The following is a 15,577-nucleotide window of genomic DNA, read 5'->3' on the forward strand; positions in this document are numbered from 1 at the left end:
CCTGTGGCATTTTTGCCATCCTGCGGCCCCCACGCCTTGAACCTCAGCCTCCATTCTCCGCACCGGCAGCTCATTGCACTGCGCATCGAACATGCCGATCTCGATGCCCTGATCGACCTGTGTGCTCCAGACGGGGCACCTGACGAATTCACACTGCGCCGCCTCAAGAAGCGCCGCCTTGCGCTGCGCGATGCCATGCATCGCCTGGAGCGGGCCCTTCAACCCCAAGAGCCCGCCTGATGGCGCTGGCGGAAATGGTTCAGGAGGTGTTCGCCGCCGATGGCGTGCTGGCGCGGGCGGACGTGCATTTCCAGCCCCGCGCGGGACAGACGGACATGGCGGTGGCCGTGGCGCGCACCATCGAGGCCGGTGGCGCCCTGGTCGTGGAGGCGGGCACGGGGGTGGGCAAGACCTTCTCCTACCTCGTGCCGGCGCTGCTCAGCGGCGAGCGCGTGCTGCTGTCCACCGCCACCAAGGCCCTGCAGGACCAGCTGTTCGCGCGCGATCTTCCGCGCCTGGCCCAGACGCTGGGCCTGCCGGTGCGCATGGCGCTTCTCAAGGGCCGGGCGAGCTATCTGTGCCTGTACCGCATGGAGCTGGCGCGCCAGGACGTGTCTGCCCGTGAGCCCGGCGTGGCGCGCGTGCTAGCCAAGGTGGAGAGCTGGTCGCACGGCACCCGCTCGGGCGATCTGGCGGAGCTGACAGGGCTGGACGAGCGGTCGCCCGTGATCCCGCTGGTCACATCCACCCGGGAGAACTGCCTGGGCTCCCCGTGCCCGCGTTTCCGCGAATGCCACGTGCATCTGGCACGGCGGGAGGCGTTGGCGGCGGACATCGTGGTCATCAACCACCACCTCTTCTTTGCCGACCTGGCGGTCCGCGAATCCGGCATGGCCGAGCTCTTGCCGTCGGTGCGCGTGGTGGTGTTCGACGAGGCGCACCAGATCAACGAGACCGGCGTGCAGTTTCTGGGGCTTGCGCTGTCCACGGGCCAGCTGATGGACTTCGGCAGGGACCTCCTGGCCGTGGGGCTGCAGCATGCGCGCGGCCTGGCGGACTGGACGGGGCTGGCCAGCCTGGTGGATCTTTCGGCCCGGGACTTGCGCCTGACGGTGGGAGAGCGGCGGGGCGGGGCGAAGCTGCGCTGGACGGATGAGGCGCCGCAGGGCGTGGCGGGTGATGCGTGGCATGCGGCCATCCGCAGCGTGGCGGTCGCCTGCGCACAGGCCCAGGAGGCGCTCGACACGGTCAGCGAAATGGCGCCCGACTTTGTGCGGCTGTACGAGCGCGGGACCGAACTGCTGGCGCGGCTGGCGCATTTCGCCGGCCCTGGCAACCCTGACGCCGTGCGCTGGATCGATGCGGGCGCGCAATTGCGCCTGATGGAGTCGCCCCTGGACATCGCTGAGGCCATGCGCACCCGCCTGCTGGCCGCGCCGGCCGAACCGGCGGGCGAAGATGGCTGGCCCGGGGAGTCCGCGGCGGGCCCCGGCAGGGCATGGATCTTCACGTCGGCGACGCTGGGCGATGACGAGCGGCTGAGCTGGTTCACGGAGCGGGCCGGGTTGCAGGATGCCGAGATCCTGCGGGTCGCGAGTCCCTTCGACTATGCGTCGCAGGCGGCACTGTACGTCCCGCGCCACCTGCCGTCGCCGGCCGACCCCGCGCACAGCGGCATGCTGGCGCAATGGGTGGCCCAGGCGGCGGGGCAGCTCGGTGGCCGCACGCTGGTATTGACCACCACGCTCAAGGCCTTGCGCACGATCGGCGATGCGCTCGGAGACCGGTTTGCGGCATCGGGCAGCCTGGAGGTCCTGGTGCAGGGCGAGTGGCCCAAGCGGCGGCTGATGGAGCGTTTTCGGGAAGGGAGCGAGCACGGACAGCGGGGCTGTGTGCTGGTGGCGTCGGCCACGTTCTGGGAAGGATTTGATGTGCCCGGCGACGCATTGCAGCTTGTTGTCATCGACAAGCTGCCTTTTCCGCCTCCAGGCGATCCCCTGGTGGAAGCGCGCACGCAGCGCATTGAAGAATCGGGCGGGAAGGCGTTCAAATCCTACGCGCTGCCGGAGGCGGCCGTCGCGCTCAAGCAGGGAGCGGGGCGCCTGATACGCCGCGAGTCCGACCACGGCATTCTCGTGGTGGGCGACACCCGCCTGGTCACCATGGGCTATGGCAAGCGCCTGCTGGCGGCGCTGCCGCCGATGCGGCGCCTGGAATCACAGCAGGAATTCGAGGCCGCGGTTCAGGCGCTTACCAGAACTTCCACCACGGATCGGCCTTGGCCCTGAGGCCGCCGCGCACGTACTCGCTCTGGGGGTACGAGGTGTCCATCACCCGGCGCGCATCGTCGCGCAGCTGCGTCATGCCCAGCGCGTCATAGGACTGGATGAGGATGTACAGCGCTTCTTCCAGCGCGGGCACGCCCTGGTAGTCGGCCAGCGCCACCTGCGCGCGACTGATGGCCGCCACATAGGCGCCGCGCTGGAAGTAGTAGCGCGCCACATGCACTTCGTATTGCGCGAGCGAATTGACGATGTAGGTCATGCGCTGGCGCGAGTCCTGCGCGTAGCGCGATTCCGGAAAGCGGGTGACCAGCTCGCTGAAGGCTTCGAACGAATCCTTGGCGGCTTTCTGGTCGCGCTCGGAGAGGTCCTGGCGCGAGATGAACGAGAACAGGCCCAGGTTGTCATTGAAGTTCACCAGGCCCTTGAGGTACAGCGCGTAGTCGAACGCCGGACTGGCAGGGTGTAGCTTCATGAAACGGTCCAGCGTCGCGATGGCCTGGGCCTTCTCGCCGGCCTTGTAGTGCGCGTACGCCTTGTCGATCTGGGCCTGCTGCGCCAGCGGAGTGCCTGCCGCGCGGCCCTCCAGCTTTTCCAGCAGGGGAACGGCCTTGTCGTAGGCGCCGCTGTTCATCTCGTCCTGCGCTTCCGAATGAATGCGGTTGGGGCTCCAGTTGGCCGTTTTGTCTTCGGTCGTGCTGGAGCAACCCGCCAGCAGACCGGCAAGCAGCAGGGCGGAAACGAGGGGCAGTGGGGCACGCAGCATCGCAAGCAGCTTTCAGCAAAAGAGGAGGCAGGGGGTGCAGGATATCTGCGCCGGTCCAGCGGGCCGGGCGCCGTTGGCATCCGGGGCACGGAAAGGCATTGTACCGGTGGCCGTCCCTGTCAAGAGGCGCCGTGCGGCTGGCTTTCGTGGCGAGGCGCGTGGGGCTTTCTACAATGCTCCCATGTTTGTTCACCTGCGCCTGCACACCGAGTTTTCCGTCGTCGACGGTACCAATCGAATCGATGAGGTGGCCAAGGCCGCCGCCAAGGACGGCCAGCCCGCGCTGGCCATCACCGATCTCAACAACCTTTTTGGCGCGATCAAGTTCTACAAGGAGGCGCGGGGCAAGGGCGTCAAGCCCGTCCTGGGGGCCGAGATCTTTCTGGAGGGCGAGGCGGGCGCAGCGCCCTCGCGCCTCATCGTGCTGGTGCAGAACCGCCAGGGCTACCTCAATCTGTCCGAACTGCTGGCGCGCGCCTGGACGCGCAATGTCGTCAAGAACCTGGCGCTGTGCACCTGGGACTGGCTGCAGGAGCTTTCGGAGGGGCTGATCGCCCTGGCCGGGGCACAGGCAGGGCCCGTGGGGCAGGCCCTCCTGAAGGGGGATGAGTCGGGCGCCGCCCAGGTGGCCTTGCGCCTGGCGGGGCTGTTTCCACACCGGTTTTACATCGAGTTGCAGCGGGCGGGCCGCGTGGACGATGAAAGCCACGTGGTGGCCGCGGCGCAGCTGGCGGCGCGCCTGAGCTTGCCCGTGGTGGCGACGCATCCGGTGCAGTTCGCCACGGCGGACGACTACGAGGCGCACGAAGCGCGCATCTGCATCGCTGAGGGCGAGATCCTGGCCAATCCGCGCCGCGTGCGCAAGTTCACGCGCGACCAGTACTTCAAATCGTCCGCGGAGATGGAGGCGCTGTTTGCGGACGTGCCCTCGGCCATCGCGAACACGGTGGAAATCGCGCAGCGCTGCAACCTCACCCTGGTGCTGGGCAAGCCGCAGCTGCCGGACTTTCCCACACCCAACGGCATGCCGATCGACGAGTATTTCGGGCTTGCATCGTTCGATGGCCTGGAGGCGCGGCTGAAACTGCTGTTTCCCAAGGAGGCCGAGCGCGACCAGCAGCGCCCGCGTTACGTGGAGCGGCTGGAGTTCGAGATCGGCACCATCCTCAAGATGGGCTTTCCGGGTTACTTCCTCATCGTGGGGGACTTCATCCAGTGGGCCAAGGCCAACGGCTGTCCCGTGGGGCCGGGCCGGGGCTCGGGCGCCGGCTCGCTGGTGGCCTATGCGCTCAAGATCACCGACCTGGACCCGCTGCAGTACAACCTGCTGTTCGAGCGCTTCCTGAACCCCGAACGGGTGTCCATGCCCGACTTCGACATCGACTTTTGCCAGTCCAACCGGGACCGGGTGATCGACTACGTGAAGGACAAGTACGGCAAGAACGCGGTGAGCCAGATCGCCACCTTCGGAACCATGGCCGCCAAGGCGGCCATCCGCGACGTGGGCCGGGTGATGGACATGAGCTACATGTTCTGCGACGGCATCTCCAAGCTGGTGCCGGGCAAGCCCGGCATGTCGTACACGCTGGCCTACCCGCCCGAGGTGAAGAAGGAAGGCGACAAGAACAACTACGCGCTGGAACTGGAGCCGCAGCTGTACGAGCGCGTGCAGAAGGAAGAGGACGTCAAGACCATCATCGAGATGGCCCAGAAGCTCGAGGGCATGACGCGCAACATCGGCATGCATGCGGGCGGGGTGCTGATCGCACCGGGCAAGCTCACCGACTTTTGCCCGCTGTACCAGCAGCCGGGCAGCGAATCGGCCGTGAGCCAGTACGACAAGGACGACGTGGAGGCCATCGGCCTGGTGAAGTTCGACTTCTTGGGCCTGGCCACGCTGACCATCCTGGAGATCGCGCGCGAATTCATCATGAAGCGCCACAAGGGGCAGGAGAACTTCACGTATGAAGCCGTCCCGCTGGACGACGGGCCCACCTACCGCCTGTTCTCGGAAGGCAAGACCGAGGCGGTGTTCCAGTTTGAAAGCCGGGGCATGCAGGGCATGCTCAAGGAGGCGCGCCCCAGCCGGCTGGAGGATCTGATCGCGCTCAACGCGCTGTACCGCCCGGGCCCCATGGACCTGATCCCCAGCTTCGTGAACCGCAAGCACGGCAAGGAGGTCGTGGAATACCCGCACCCGCTGGTGGAAAAGGTGCTCGCCGAGACCTACGGGATCATGGTGTACCAGGAGCAGGTGATGCAGACCGCCCAGGTGCTGGGGGGCTACAGCCTGGGCGGCGCCGACATGCTGCGCCGCGCCATGGGCAAGAAGAAGGCCGAGGAGATGGCCGAGCACCGCGAGATCTTCCGCAAGGGGGCCGCTGAGAAGGGCATTGGCCAGGAGAAGGCCGACGAAGTGTTCGACCTGATGGAGAAGTTCGCCGGCTACGGCTTCAACAAGTCGCACGCTGCCGCGTACTCGCTGCTGGCGTACCACACCGGCTGGCTCAAGGTGCACTTCACGGCCGAGTTTTTCTGCGCCAACATGACCGTGGAAATGGACGACACCGACAAGCTCAAGGTGCTGTTCGAGGACGCGCAGAAGATGGGGCTCTCGTTCGAGCCGCCGGATGTCAACCGGGGCTTCTACCGCTTCGAGCCGGTGACCGACAAGATCATCCGCTACGGCCTGGGGGCCGTCAAAGGCACGGGGCAGCAGGCCATCGAAGCCATCGTGGCCGCGCGCGAGGGGCGGGGCGAGGGGCCGCAAGGCTCGACCACCGGCCCGTTCAAGAGCCTGTTCGACTTCTGCGTGCGGGTGGACCGGGCGCGCCTGAACAAGCGCACGGTGGAGGCGCTGATCAAGGCGGGTGCGTTTGACTCGCTCCATCTCAACCGCGCCTCCCTGGTGGCTTCCATCGACCGTGCGTTCGATTTTTCGGCGGCCACGCTGGCCAATGTGAACCAGGGAGGGCTTTTCGACATGATGGGCGACGACGCCCATGGATCGAGCACGCAGGAGCCGGATCTGGTGGATGCCATGCCCTGGGGCATCAAGGAGCGGTTGACGCAGGAGAAAACGGCGGTCGGCTTCTACCTCTCCGGCCATCTGTTCGACGAAGTCGCCACCGAGGTGCGGCGCTTCGTGCGCACCTCCATCGACGAGCTGCTGGACAGCCGAGAACCCCAGGTCCTCGCCGGGATCATCAGCGACTTCCGGGTGATCAATGGCCAGCGCGGCAGGCTGGGCCTCTTCCGCCTGGACGACAAATCCGGTGTCATCGAAGCCTCCGCGGACGAGGCACTGCTCAACACCTACAGGAACCAGCTCAAGGAAGACGAGTTCGTTGTGATGATGGGCCGCCTGCAGCTGGACCATTTCAGTGGCGGGCTGCGCGTGAAGGTGCAGCAGGTCTGGGATCTGGCCGGGGCGCGCTGCCGCTTCGGCAAGTATCTGCATGTGCTGGTGGGCGACAAGGGGCCGGATGTGCCCCGGCTGGTGCGGGAATTTCCCGCCCGCCGCGAGGAGATCGCGGAGGGCGAACTGGTCCATGGCCTGCGGGTGCGCATGGGCGTGCGCTGCGTGGCGGGCGACGCGGCGGCGGTCGCGGAGCTGCAACTGGGAGAAAGCGCCCGTTTCTATCCCACCGACGCGGCGCTCGCGGCCTGGACGGCCCAGGCTGGCAGCGGGTCCGCCACCGTGGTCTACGAATAGGGCGGGCCCGCGACACCCAAGAGTGAATATCCGGCGCGCCATAGCTTGAAAAAAACAGGATCAACGTCAGATTTCTCTCACGGCATCACCCCGCGCGGATCGCTAGAATGATTTTCATGGCAACAAAACCACCTTCACCCCCCACCGCGCCGCCCGTGACCCGGCCAGCGCGGGATGATGGCGGTTCGGTCGTGCTCGAAAGACGCACACAAAAGACCCAGCCGCCCCAGATGTACCAGGTGGTCATGCTCAATGACGACTACACCCCCATGGAATTCGTCATCGTGGTGCTGCAGGAGTTTTTCAGCAAGGACCGCGAGCAAGCCACCCAGATCATGTTGAAGATCCACCTCGATGGCAAAGGCGTCTGCGGCGTTTACTCCCGCGATGTGGCTGCCACCAAGGTGGAACAAGTGCTTGACGCCGCCCTCAAGGCGGGCCACCCACTGCAATGTGTCAGTGAGCCTGTTGAATAACAGGTTTTTGATCCCGATCTACAGTTATCCCTTCCACGCAAGCACAAAGGAGTTCACATGATTGCCCAGGAACTGGAAGTCAGCTTGCACATGGCCTTTGTTGAGGCCCGTCAGCAGCGCCACGAGTTCATCACCGTGGAGCATCTGTTGCTTGCATTGCTCGATAACCCCAGCGCAGCGGAGGTGCTGCGCGCTTGTTCTGCCAACATCGATGATCTGCGTTCATCGCTGGCGAACTTCATCAAAGACAACACGCCCCAGGTGGCTGGCACCGACGAGGTGGACACGCAACCCACGCTGGGCTTCCAGCGTGTGATCCAGCGCGCCATCATGCACGTGCAGTCCACGGGCAATGGCAAGAAGGAAGTCACGGGCGCCAACGTGCTCGTGGCCATCTTCGGCGAGAAGGATTCCCATGCCGTGTATTACCTGCACCAGCAGGGCGTGACGCGGCTGGACGTGGTCAATTTCATCGCCCACGGCATCAAGAAGGGCGAGCCGCCAGAGCCCGCTAAGGCGGAAAACCAGGCCGAAGGCGAAGAGGGCGGTGGCTCCGAGCGCAACGAGAAGGCTTCGCCGCTGGAGCAGTTCACCCAGAACCTGAACCAGGCCGCCAAGGAAGGCAAGATCGATCCGCTGATCGGGCGCCACTACGAGGTGGAGCGCACGATCCAGATCCTGTGCCGCCGCCGCAAGAACAACCCGCTGCTGGTGGGCGAAGCCGGCGTGGGCAAGACCGCGATCGCCGAGGGCCTGGCCTGGCGCATCACGCAGAACGACGTGCCGGAGATCCTGGTGGAGGCCACCGTGTACTCGCTCGACATGGGCGCGTTGCTGGCGGGCACCAAGTACCGGGGTGACTTCGAACAGCGCCTCAAGGGCGTGCTCAAGTCGCTCAAGGACAAGCCCAATGCAATCTTGTTCATTGACGAGATCCACACGCTGATCGGTGCGGGCGCCGCGTCGGGTGGCACGCTGGATGCCTCAAACCTGCTCAAGCCGGCGCTTTCGAGCGGCCAGCTCAAGTGCATCGGCGCGACGACCTTCACGGAGTACCGCGGCATCTTTGAAAAAGACGCCGCGCTGTCGCGCCGCTTCCAGAAGGTGGACGTGGTGGAGCCCAGCGTGGCCGAAACCATCGACATCCTGAAGGGCCTGAAGTCGCGCTTCGAAGAGCACCACAGCGTGAAGTACGCCGCGGCCGCGCTGCAGGCCGCCGCCGAGCTGAGCGCCAAGTACATCAACGACCGCCACCTGCCCGACAAGGCCATCGACGTGATCGACGAGGCGGGCGCCGCGCAGCGCATCATGGTGCCGAGCAAGCGCAAGAAGACCATCGGCAAGGCCGAGATCGAGGAGATCGTCGCCAAGATCGCGCGCATTCCGCCGGCCAACGTCTCCAACGACGACCGCGGCAAGCTGCAGACGCTGGAGCGTGACTTGAAGAGCGTGGTGTTCGGCCAGGACAAGGCCCTGGAAGTGCTGGCCAGCGCGGTCAAGATGGCGCGTTCGGGCCTGGGCAAGGGTGACAAGCCCATCGGCTCGTTCCTGTTCAGCGGCCCCACGGGCGTGGGCAAGACCGAGGCGGCCAAGCAGCTGGCCTACATCATGGGCATCGAGCTGATCCGCTTCGACATGTCGGAGTACATGGAGCGCCATGCCGTGAGCCGCCTGATCGGCGCGCCTCCAGGTTATGTCGGTTTCGACCAAGGTGGTCTGCTGACGGAAGCCATCACGAAGAAGCCGCACGCGGTGCTGCTGCTCGACGAGATCGAGAAGGCGCACCCGGACATCTTCAACGTGCTGCTGCAGGTCATGGACCATGGCACGCTGACGGACAACAACGGCCGCAAGGCCGACTTCCGCAACGTGCTCATCATCATGACCACGAACGCCGGCGCCGAGACCATGAACAAGGCGACGATCGGCTTCACCAACCCGCGCCAGGCGGGCGACGAGATGGGCGACATCAAGCGCCTGTTCACGCCCGAGTTCCGCAACCGGCTGGATGCCATCGTCAACTTCAAGGCGCTCGACGAGCAGATCATCCTGCGCGTGGTGGACAAGTTCCTGCTGCAACTGGAAACGCAGCTGGCGGAGAAGAAGGTGGAAGTCACTTTCACCGACGCCCTGCGCAAGCACCTGGCCAAGAAGGGTTTCGATCCGCTCATGGGTGCGCGGCCGATGCAGCGCCTGATCCAGGACACCATCCGCCGTGCGCTGGCCGACGAGCTGCTCTTCGGCCGCCTGACGGAAGGGGGCCGCCTGACGGTCGACATCGAGCTCAAGACCGATGACAAGGGCGTGGAAACGTCCGAGGTGCTGCTGGACATCCAGCCCTTGCCCAAGAAGGAGCGCTCGGCCAAGTCCGAACCTGCCGAGCCGGAAGAGGCCACGGCGGACTGACACGCGGCGGCGCGGCCGCCCTGGCCGCGTGCGTGCCGGCCAGGTAAAAGCCCACGGTGTATGCCGTGGGCTTTTTTTTGGCCGGATTCGCGGAAGCTTGCGCTTTTCGCGCTGTCCGTGGGGGCGTGCAGCCGGGCGGGGCCCTGCGGGGTCAGGGCGCCTGCAGGCGCTGCAGCATCTCCAGGGTGGGGTAGCCGTCCGCCACGCTGCCGGTGCTGCGCTGGAAGGCGCGCAGCCCTGCGCGGGTGGCGGGGCCCATCACGCCGTCCGGGGTGCCGGCCGCGAAGCCCTTGCGGTTCAGTGCCTCCTGCAGGGCCTGCAGCTGGGTGCGCGACAGGGGCTCCAGGTCGCGTGGCCAGGGCGCGGCGATGGGGCCGCCCCCGCCGATCTGCTGGGACAACAGTGCGACCGCCAGGGCGTAGTTGACGGAGTTGTTGTAGCGAAGAATCGCCCGGAAGTTCGCCCCCACCAGAAAGGCGGGCCCGCGCGCTCCGGCAGGGGTCGCGATGGAGGCCGTGCCCAGGGGGGGCAGCGGCTGGCCCCCTGGCGCGCGCACGCCCTCGGCCTCCCATTGCGCGCTGGTCTGGCGCACCGCCGGGTCCGCGCGCGCGTGGTCGAAGGCCGCCGGCAACTGGACCTCGGCGCCCCAGGGCTCGCCGGGTTGCCAGCCCGAGCGGGACAGGAAGTGGGCGGTGGATGCCACCACGTCCGGGATGCTGCCCCAGATGTCGCGGTGTCCGTCGCCGTCGGCATCCACGGCATAGGCCAGGAAGACGGAAGGAAGGAACTGCGTGTGCCCCATGGCGCCGGCCCAGGAACCCAGCATGCGCTCCGCCGGGATGTCGCCCTGGTCCACGATGCGCAGCGCCGCGAGCAGCTCCGCCTGGGCCCAGGTGCGCCGGCGCCCTTCGTAGGCCAGCGTGGACAGCGCGTCCACGGTGCGAAACGTGCCGAAATTGCTGCCGTAGTTGCTCTCCATGCCCCAGATCGCCGTGATGAGGGTGGCCGGCACGCCGTAGCGGGCGGCGGCCGCCTCGAGCGCGGCGCTGTGTTCGGCCAGCTTGGCCTGGCCCTGGGCGATGCGCTGCGGGGAGACCGCGTTGTCGAGGTAGGACCACGGCGTGCGGGTGAATTCGGGCTGCGCGCGGTCCAGTTCCACCACGCGGGGCTGCCATTGCGCCTGGCCCAGCACGCTGCGCACCGTGCCGGGCTGGATGCCGGCCTCCAGGGCCTGCGCGGAAAAGGCGGCGCGCCAGGCAGCGAAGCCCGCTGCGTGGTCCACCATGTCGGCGGCGGGGCCGCCGGGGGAGGATGCGGGGGTGTCCGGGCCGGTTGCAGCGGGGGGCGCCACGCGGGCGGCTGCCGCCTGCGGCGCCGTCCCTGCGCTAGGGCGGTGGGAGGGGGACGGGGCGGCGGCGCAACCCGCCAGCGCCAGGGCGGCCGCCCAGGCCGCCAGCGGGAGCCGGAGCGGGGACGCGAGGGAGATAGGGCGCCGCAAGAACGGGAAAGGTGCTCGGTGGGTGCTGTGCATGCGCCATTGTCCCGTGCCGCAGCGCGGGAGCCGGGCCACAGGTGTATCACGGCGTGAAGCGGCCGCGGAGGCGGTGGCCTTCGATTACTACTATTTTGATAGCTGCCAGCGCTTGAACGGTATGCGCTGCGGGCTAAAAATGCCTGCAAATCAGGTTACAGTTCGCTGTTTCCCCTGCCTTGTTCCCGTCCCGCCCCTGTTTGCCCACCGACCATGGCCCCCCACACCTTCCTCTGGCACGACTACGAAACCTTTGGTGCCAACACGCGCCGCGACCGGCCCGCGCAGTTCGCGGCCATCCGCACCGATGCCGAGCTCAATGAAATCGGCGAGCCGCTGATGTTCTATTGCCAGCCTGCCAGCGACTACCTGCCGGATCCGCAGTCCTGCCTCATCACCGGCATCACGCCGCAGCTGTGCCTGGAAAAAGGCGTGCCCGAGCACCAGTTCGCTGCCCGCATCGAGGCCGAATTCGCGCAGCCCGGCACCATCGGCGTGGGCTACAACACCATCCGCTTCGACGACGAGATCACGCGCTTCATGTTCTGGCGCAACCTCATCGATCCGTACGCGCGCGAATGGCAGAACCAGTGCGGGCGGTGGGACCTGCTGGACGTGGTGCGCATGACGTACGCGCTGCGGCCCGACGGCATCCAGTGGCCCCGGAAGGAGGACGGCTCGCCGAGTTTCAAGCTCGAGCATCTCTCGAAGGCCAACGGTCTGGTGCACGAGGCGGCGCACGATGCGCTGTCGGACGTGCGCGCCACCATTGCGCTGGCGCGGCTCATCCGCGAGCGCAACGCCAAGCTCTTCGACTTCGCGCTCTCGCTGCACAAGAAGGACCGCGTGGCCGCCGAGCTTCGCCTGCCGGCCACCGCCATCACGGCCCGGCCGTTCCTGCACGTCTCGGGCATGTTCCCGGCCGAGCGCGGGTGCCTGGCCGTGATGTGGCCGCTGGCCAGCCATCCCACCAACAAGAACGAACTCATTGCCTGGGATCTCTCCCAGGATCCGGCGGCTCTCGCCACCATGGGGGCCGACGAGATCCGCCTGCGCATGTTCAGCAAGGCCGACGCGCTGCCCGACGGCGTGACGCGCCTGCCGGTCAAGACCATCCACCTCAACAAGTCGCCCATGGTGGTGGGCAACGTGAACACGCTCACGCCCGCGCTGGCCCAGCGCTGGGGCATTGACCTGGCCCAGGCCGCCCAGCATGCCGAGGTGGCCCGCGGCCTGCCCGACATGAGCGGCATCTGGCCCGCCGTGTTCGCCCGCCCGCCCGAGGCCACGCCCGATGTGGACCAGGACCTGTACGGCGGCTTCGTCGGCAACAACGACCGCCGGCTGCTCAACGACCTGCGCACTATGAGCGGCGAGAAGCTGGCCCGCTCCCGCGCCGCGTTCGACGACCCGCGCCTGGCCGAGCTGCTGTGGCGCTACCGGGCGCGCAACTTCCCCGCTACGCTGTCGCCTGAAGAAGCGCAGCAGTGGGAGGCGCACCGCGCAGCCTGCTTGTTCGACGGGCAGGGCGGGGCACGCACGGTGGAGCAGCTGTTCACCGAAATCGACACGCTGTCGGAGACCGCCGAAGACGACCGCACGCAGGACATCCTGGGGGCCCTGTACGATTACGCGGAGCACATCGCGCCTGAACGATGACTCCCCCTGAGGCGCTGCGCGCCTTCCCCCTGAGGGGGACGCACCCGGTGGCCTGGCGGAGCCAGTTCCACGGGTGCGCTGGTATGGGGTGCTCCGGTTTTTGCCGCTTTGGGGCTTGCAGATAGACATCGAGTTTTTATGACGACACCGCAGAACCACCATTTCACGACCGAGATCCTTCATGCTGACCGCCATGGCGGCGCGGAGCATGGGGCCATCCACAAGGCGATCCACACCTCGGTGCAGTACGGCTACGACAAGGTCGAGGACCTGATCGCCGTGTTCCAGGGCACCGCCAAGGGCGGCTTCAACTACGCGCGGCAGGGCACGCCCACCACGGCGGCGCTGGAGGCCAAGATCACCCAGATGGAAAAAGGGCAGGGCACCATCGTGTTCGCCACCGGCATGGCGGGCATCTGCGCGATCTTTCTCACGCTGCTCAAGGCGGGCGACCACCTGGTGGCCAGCCAGTTCGTGTTTGGCAACACCAACAGCGTGTTCGGCACGCTGGCCGACCTGGGCATCGAGGTGACCCTGGTGGACGTGACGGACGCCGCCCACGTGGCCGCCGCGGTGCGGCTCAACACCCGCATGGTGTTTGTCGAGACCATAGCCAACCCCGGCACGCAGGTCCCCGACCTGGACGGCGTGGGCACGGTCTGCCGCGAGCGCGGCCTGCTGTACGTGGTGGACAACACCGTGGCGTCGCCCTACCTGTTTCGCGCGTCCACGGTGGGCGCGGGGCTGGTGCTCAACTCGCTCACCAAGAGCATCGGCGGGCAGGGTGCGGCGCTGGGCGGCGCGGTGACCGACACCGGCCTGTTCGACTGGAGCACGTACCCCAACATCTTCGCCCCCTACCGCAAGGGCGACGCCAAGGGCTGGGGCCTTCAGCAACTGCGCAAGAAGGGCCTGCGCGACATGGGGGCCACGCTGTCTTCCCACGCCGCGCACCAGATCGCGCTGGGCGCTGAAACCCTGTCGCTGCGCATGGACCGCACCAGCGCCACGGCCCTGGCCCTGGCGCAATGGCTGGAGCAGCACCCGGCGGTCTCGCGCGTGCTGTACCCCGGCCTGCCGTCGCACCCCCAGTACGCGTTTGCCCAGAAGCACCTCAAGGCCGGTTCGTGGCTGCTGTCGTTCGAGCTGCGCGACCCCGGGCAGTGCCTGCCCGTGTGCAACCGGCTGCAGCTGCCGATCAAGGCCACGGGCCTGGCGGACACGCGCACGCTCATCATCCCGGTGGCCCACACCATCTTCTGGGAGGCCGGCCCGGCCGTGCGCGCCGCCATGGACATCGCCGACAGCATGATCCGGCTGTCGGTCGGGCTGGAAGAGGTGGAAGACCTGCTCGCGGACTTCGAGCAGGCCCTGGCCGGCTGCTGAGGCGGCACCCCGCAACCTGTCAGCGCGCCATGGCCACCACCACCTCGGCCCCGCCCGCCAGCATTGGCAAGTACCGCATCGAGCGCGAGCTGGGCCGGGGCGCCAGCGGCATCGTGTTCCTGGGGCTGGACGGTTTTCGGGGCCGCAAGGTGGCCATCAAGCAGACCCACGCGCACCTGCTCAGGCAGCCCGAGCAGGCCGAGCGCTACCGCAAGCTGCTGCGCAACGAGGCCGCCTTGTCCGGCCGCCTGCGCCACCCCAACATCGTGCGCCTGCTCGATGCGGACGAAGAGGCGCTGCCGCCGTACCTGGTGCTCGAATACGTCGACGGACAGCCCCTGTCGGCGTTTGCCACGCCCGACGCGCTGCTGCCCGTGCCCCAGGTGCTGGATATCGCGTTCAAGTGCTGCAACGCGCTCGAATACGCCTACCGCGAGGGCCTGGTGCACCGCGACATCAAGCCCGCCAACCTGATGCTAGCCCAGGGCGGCGACGTCAAGCTCACCGACTTCGGCGCGGCGCTGTCGCTGCGCAGCGATGCCACGCAGCTGTCGGGCCTGGTGGGCTCGCCGTCGTACATGTCGCCCGAACAGGTGCGCGAGCAGGACCTCACCCACCACAGCGACATGTTCTCGCTGGCCGTGGTGGTGTACGAACTGCTCACCGGCCGCCGCCCCTTCGACGGCGACACGGATTTCGCGACCCTCTACAAGATCGGCAACGAAGCCCCCACGCCGCCCAGCCTGCTGCGCGCCTCGCTGCCCGGCCATGTGGACGACGTGCTGCTGCGCGCCCTGGCCAAGCAGCCCGCAGACCGCTTTGCCACCTGGCAGGATTTCGCCCAGGCCCTGCTCGCCGCCCACCAGGGCCTGCCGCGCCAGCGCTCGCAGGACACCGAGGCCGAACGCTTCGCGCGCCTGCGCGCACTGCCGTTCTTCGCCGACTTCCACGACGTGGCGCTGTGGGAGCTGATGCGCCTGGGCAGCTGGCGCCGGCTGGAGCGGGGCACCGTGCTCATGCGCGAGAACACGCCTGGCGACTCCTTCTGCATCCTCATCGAGGGGCAGGTGGCCGTGAGCCGCCAGGGCTGGACCCTCAGCACTCTGGGCCCGGGCGTCACCCTGGGCGAGATGACCTACCTGCGCCCGGAGAACAGGAAGCGCACCGCCACCGCCGTGGCAGAGACCGAGGTGCTGGTGCTCAAGGTGCGCAACCCGGCGCTGCGCGGAGCGTCGGAAGACCTGCAGTCGCACTTCGACAAGGCGTTCATCAAGCTGCTGGTGGGGCGGCTGATTGCCACCAGCGAGCAGCTGGCGGAGTGGGAACAGGGCCTGAGCGGGCCGGAGTGAGGCCGCC

The 15,577-nt window shown here is 67.4% G+C and carries 10 protein-coding genes; 8 read left to right on the forward strand and 2 right to left on the reverse strand.

Annotated features, from left to right (window positions below; translation table 11 throughout):
• The first annotated feature begins 36 nt into the window (after nucleotides 1–36).
• Entirely contained in the window at nucleotides 37–240 is a 204-nt protein-coding gene (locus tag AC1RVY_RS01560) for a YdcH family protein (RefSeq protein WP_218294825.1), read from the forward strand.
• Nucleotides 240–2,288 carry a DNA repair helicase YoaA gene (gene yoaA, locus AC1RVY_RS01565; RefSeq protein WP_492805002.1) on the forward strand — a complete coding sequence of 683 codons (2,049 nt, stop codon included), beginning with the start codon at nucleotides 240–242 and terminating at the stop codon, nucleotides 2,286–2,288. The genes AC1RVY_RS01560 and yoaA overlap by 1 nt, the downstream gene beginning before the upstream one ends.
• Here the strand turns inward: yoaA and AC1RVY_RS01570 are convergent.
• Nucleotides 2,251–3,048, reverse strand: a complete 798-nt coding sequence (locus AC1RVY_RS01570; RefSeq protein WP_218294827.1) for an outer membrane protein assembly factor BamD — start codon at nucleotides 3,046–3,048, stop codon at nucleotides 2,251–2,253. The genes yoaA and AC1RVY_RS01570 overlap by 38 nt on opposite strands.
• A 181-nt stretch (nucleotides 3,049–3,229) precedes the next feature.
• On the opposite strand from AC1RVY_RS01570, the gene dnaE reads away from it, so the two are divergent.
• The 3 genes from dnaE to clpA all read left to right on the forward strand — a co-directional run bounded on the left by dnaE (nucleotide 3,230) and on the right by clpA (nucleotide 9,645).
• Nucleotides 3,230–6,763 (forward strand): DNA polymerase III subunit alpha, encoded by a 3,534-nt coding sequence (dnaE, locus tag AC1RVY_RS01575; protein WP_218341139.1) that lies wholly within the window; start codon nucleotides 3,230–3,232, stop codon nucleotides 6,761–6,763.
• Nucleotides 6,764–6,870: 107 nt separating this feature from the next.
• Nucleotides 6,871–7,239, forward strand: coding sequence for an ATP-dependent Clp protease adapter ClpS (gene clpS / locus AC1RVY_RS01580; RefSeq protein ID WP_029414237.1), 369 nt, complete (start codon nucleotides 6,871–6,873; stop codon nucleotides 7,237–7,239).
• A gap of 57 nt (nucleotides 7,240–7,296) precedes the next feature.
• A complete protein-coding gene (clpA, locus tag AC1RVY_RS01585) occupies nucleotides 7,297–9,645 on the forward strand; it encodes an ATP-dependent Clp protease ATP-binding subunit ClpA (protein ID WP_492805003.1) in 2,349 nt (782 codons plus the stop codon).
• A gap of 151 nt (nucleotides 9,646–9,796) precedes the next feature.
• On the opposite strand, the gene AC1RVY_RS01590 is transcribed toward clpA, so the two are convergent.
• Nucleotides 9,797–11,176, reverse strand: a complete 1,380-nt coding sequence (locus tag AC1RVY_RS01590) for a lytic murein transglycosylase (protein WP_492805004.1) — start codon at nucleotides 11,174–11,176, stop codon at nucleotides 9,797–9,799.
• Nucleotides 11,177–11,389: 213 nt separating this feature from the next.
• Here AC1RVY_RS01590 and sbcB point away from each other — a divergent pair, with 213 nt between their 5' ends.
• From sbcB to AC1RVY_RS01605, 3 genes are all read left to right on the forward strand, one after another.
• A complete protein-coding gene (gene sbcB / locus AC1RVY_RS01595) occupies nucleotides 11,390–12,835 on the forward strand; it encodes an exodeoxyribonuclease I (protein ID WP_369642565.1) in 1,446 nt (481 codons plus the stop codon).
• 138 nt (nucleotides 12,836–12,973) lie between these two features.
• Nucleotides 12,974–14,221 carry a cystathionine gamma-synthase family protein gene (locus AC1RVY_RS01600; protein ID WP_492805005.1) on the forward strand — a complete coding sequence of 416 codons (1,248 nt, stop codon included), beginning with the start codon at nucleotides 12,974–12,976 and terminating at the stop codon, nucleotides 14,219–14,221.
• A 29-nt stretch (nucleotides 14,222–14,250) separates the two neighbouring features.
• Nucleotides 14,251–15,570, forward strand: coding sequence for a protein kinase domain-containing protein (locus AC1RVY_RS01605; RefSeq protein ID WP_218341140.1), 1,320 nt, complete (start codon nucleotides 14,251–14,253; stop codon nucleotides 15,568–15,570).
• Nucleotides 15,571–15,577: the final 7 nt, after the last annotated feature.

It is taken from the genome of Acidovorax sp. GW821-FHT11A03, from assembly GCF_058809075.1.

Bases quoted from the DNA above. Each gene is read 5' to 3' on its own strand.
- yoaA (WP_492805002.1), top strand. From the start codon at position 240: ATGGCGCTGGCGGAAATGGTTCAGGAGGTGTTCGCCGCCGATGGCGTG.
- AC1RVY_RS01570 (WP_218294827.1), bottom strand. From the start codon at position 3,048: ATGCTGCGTGCCCCACTGCCCCTCGTTTCCGCCCTGCTGCTTGCCGGT.
- dnaE (WP_218341139.1), top strand. From the start codon at position 3,230: ATGTTTGTTCACCTGCGCCTGCACACCGAGTTTTCCGTCGTCGACGGT.
- clpS (WP_029414237.1), top strand. From the start codon at position 6,871: ATGATTTTCATGGCAACAAAACCACCTTCACCCCCCACCGCGCCGCCC.
- clpA (WP_492805003.1), top strand. From the start codon at position 7,297: ATGATTGCCCAGGAACTGGAAGTCAGCTTGCACATGGCCTTTGTTGAG.
- AC1RVY_RS01590 (WP_492805004.1), bottom strand. From the start codon at position 11,176: ATGCACAGCACCCACCGAGCACCTTTCCCGTTCTTGCGGCGCCCTATC.
- sbcB (WP_369642565.1), top strand. From the start codon at position 11,390: ATGGCCCCCCACACCTTCCTCTGGCACGACTACGAAACCTTTGGTGCC.
- AC1RVY_RS01600 (WP_492805005.1), top strand. From the start codon at position 12,974: ATGACGACACCGCAGAACCACCATTTCACGACCGAGATCCTTCATGCT.
- AC1RVY_RS01605 (WP_218341140.1), top strand. From the start codon at position 14,251: ATGGCCACCACCACCTCGGCCCCGCCCGCCAGCATTGGCAAGTACCGC.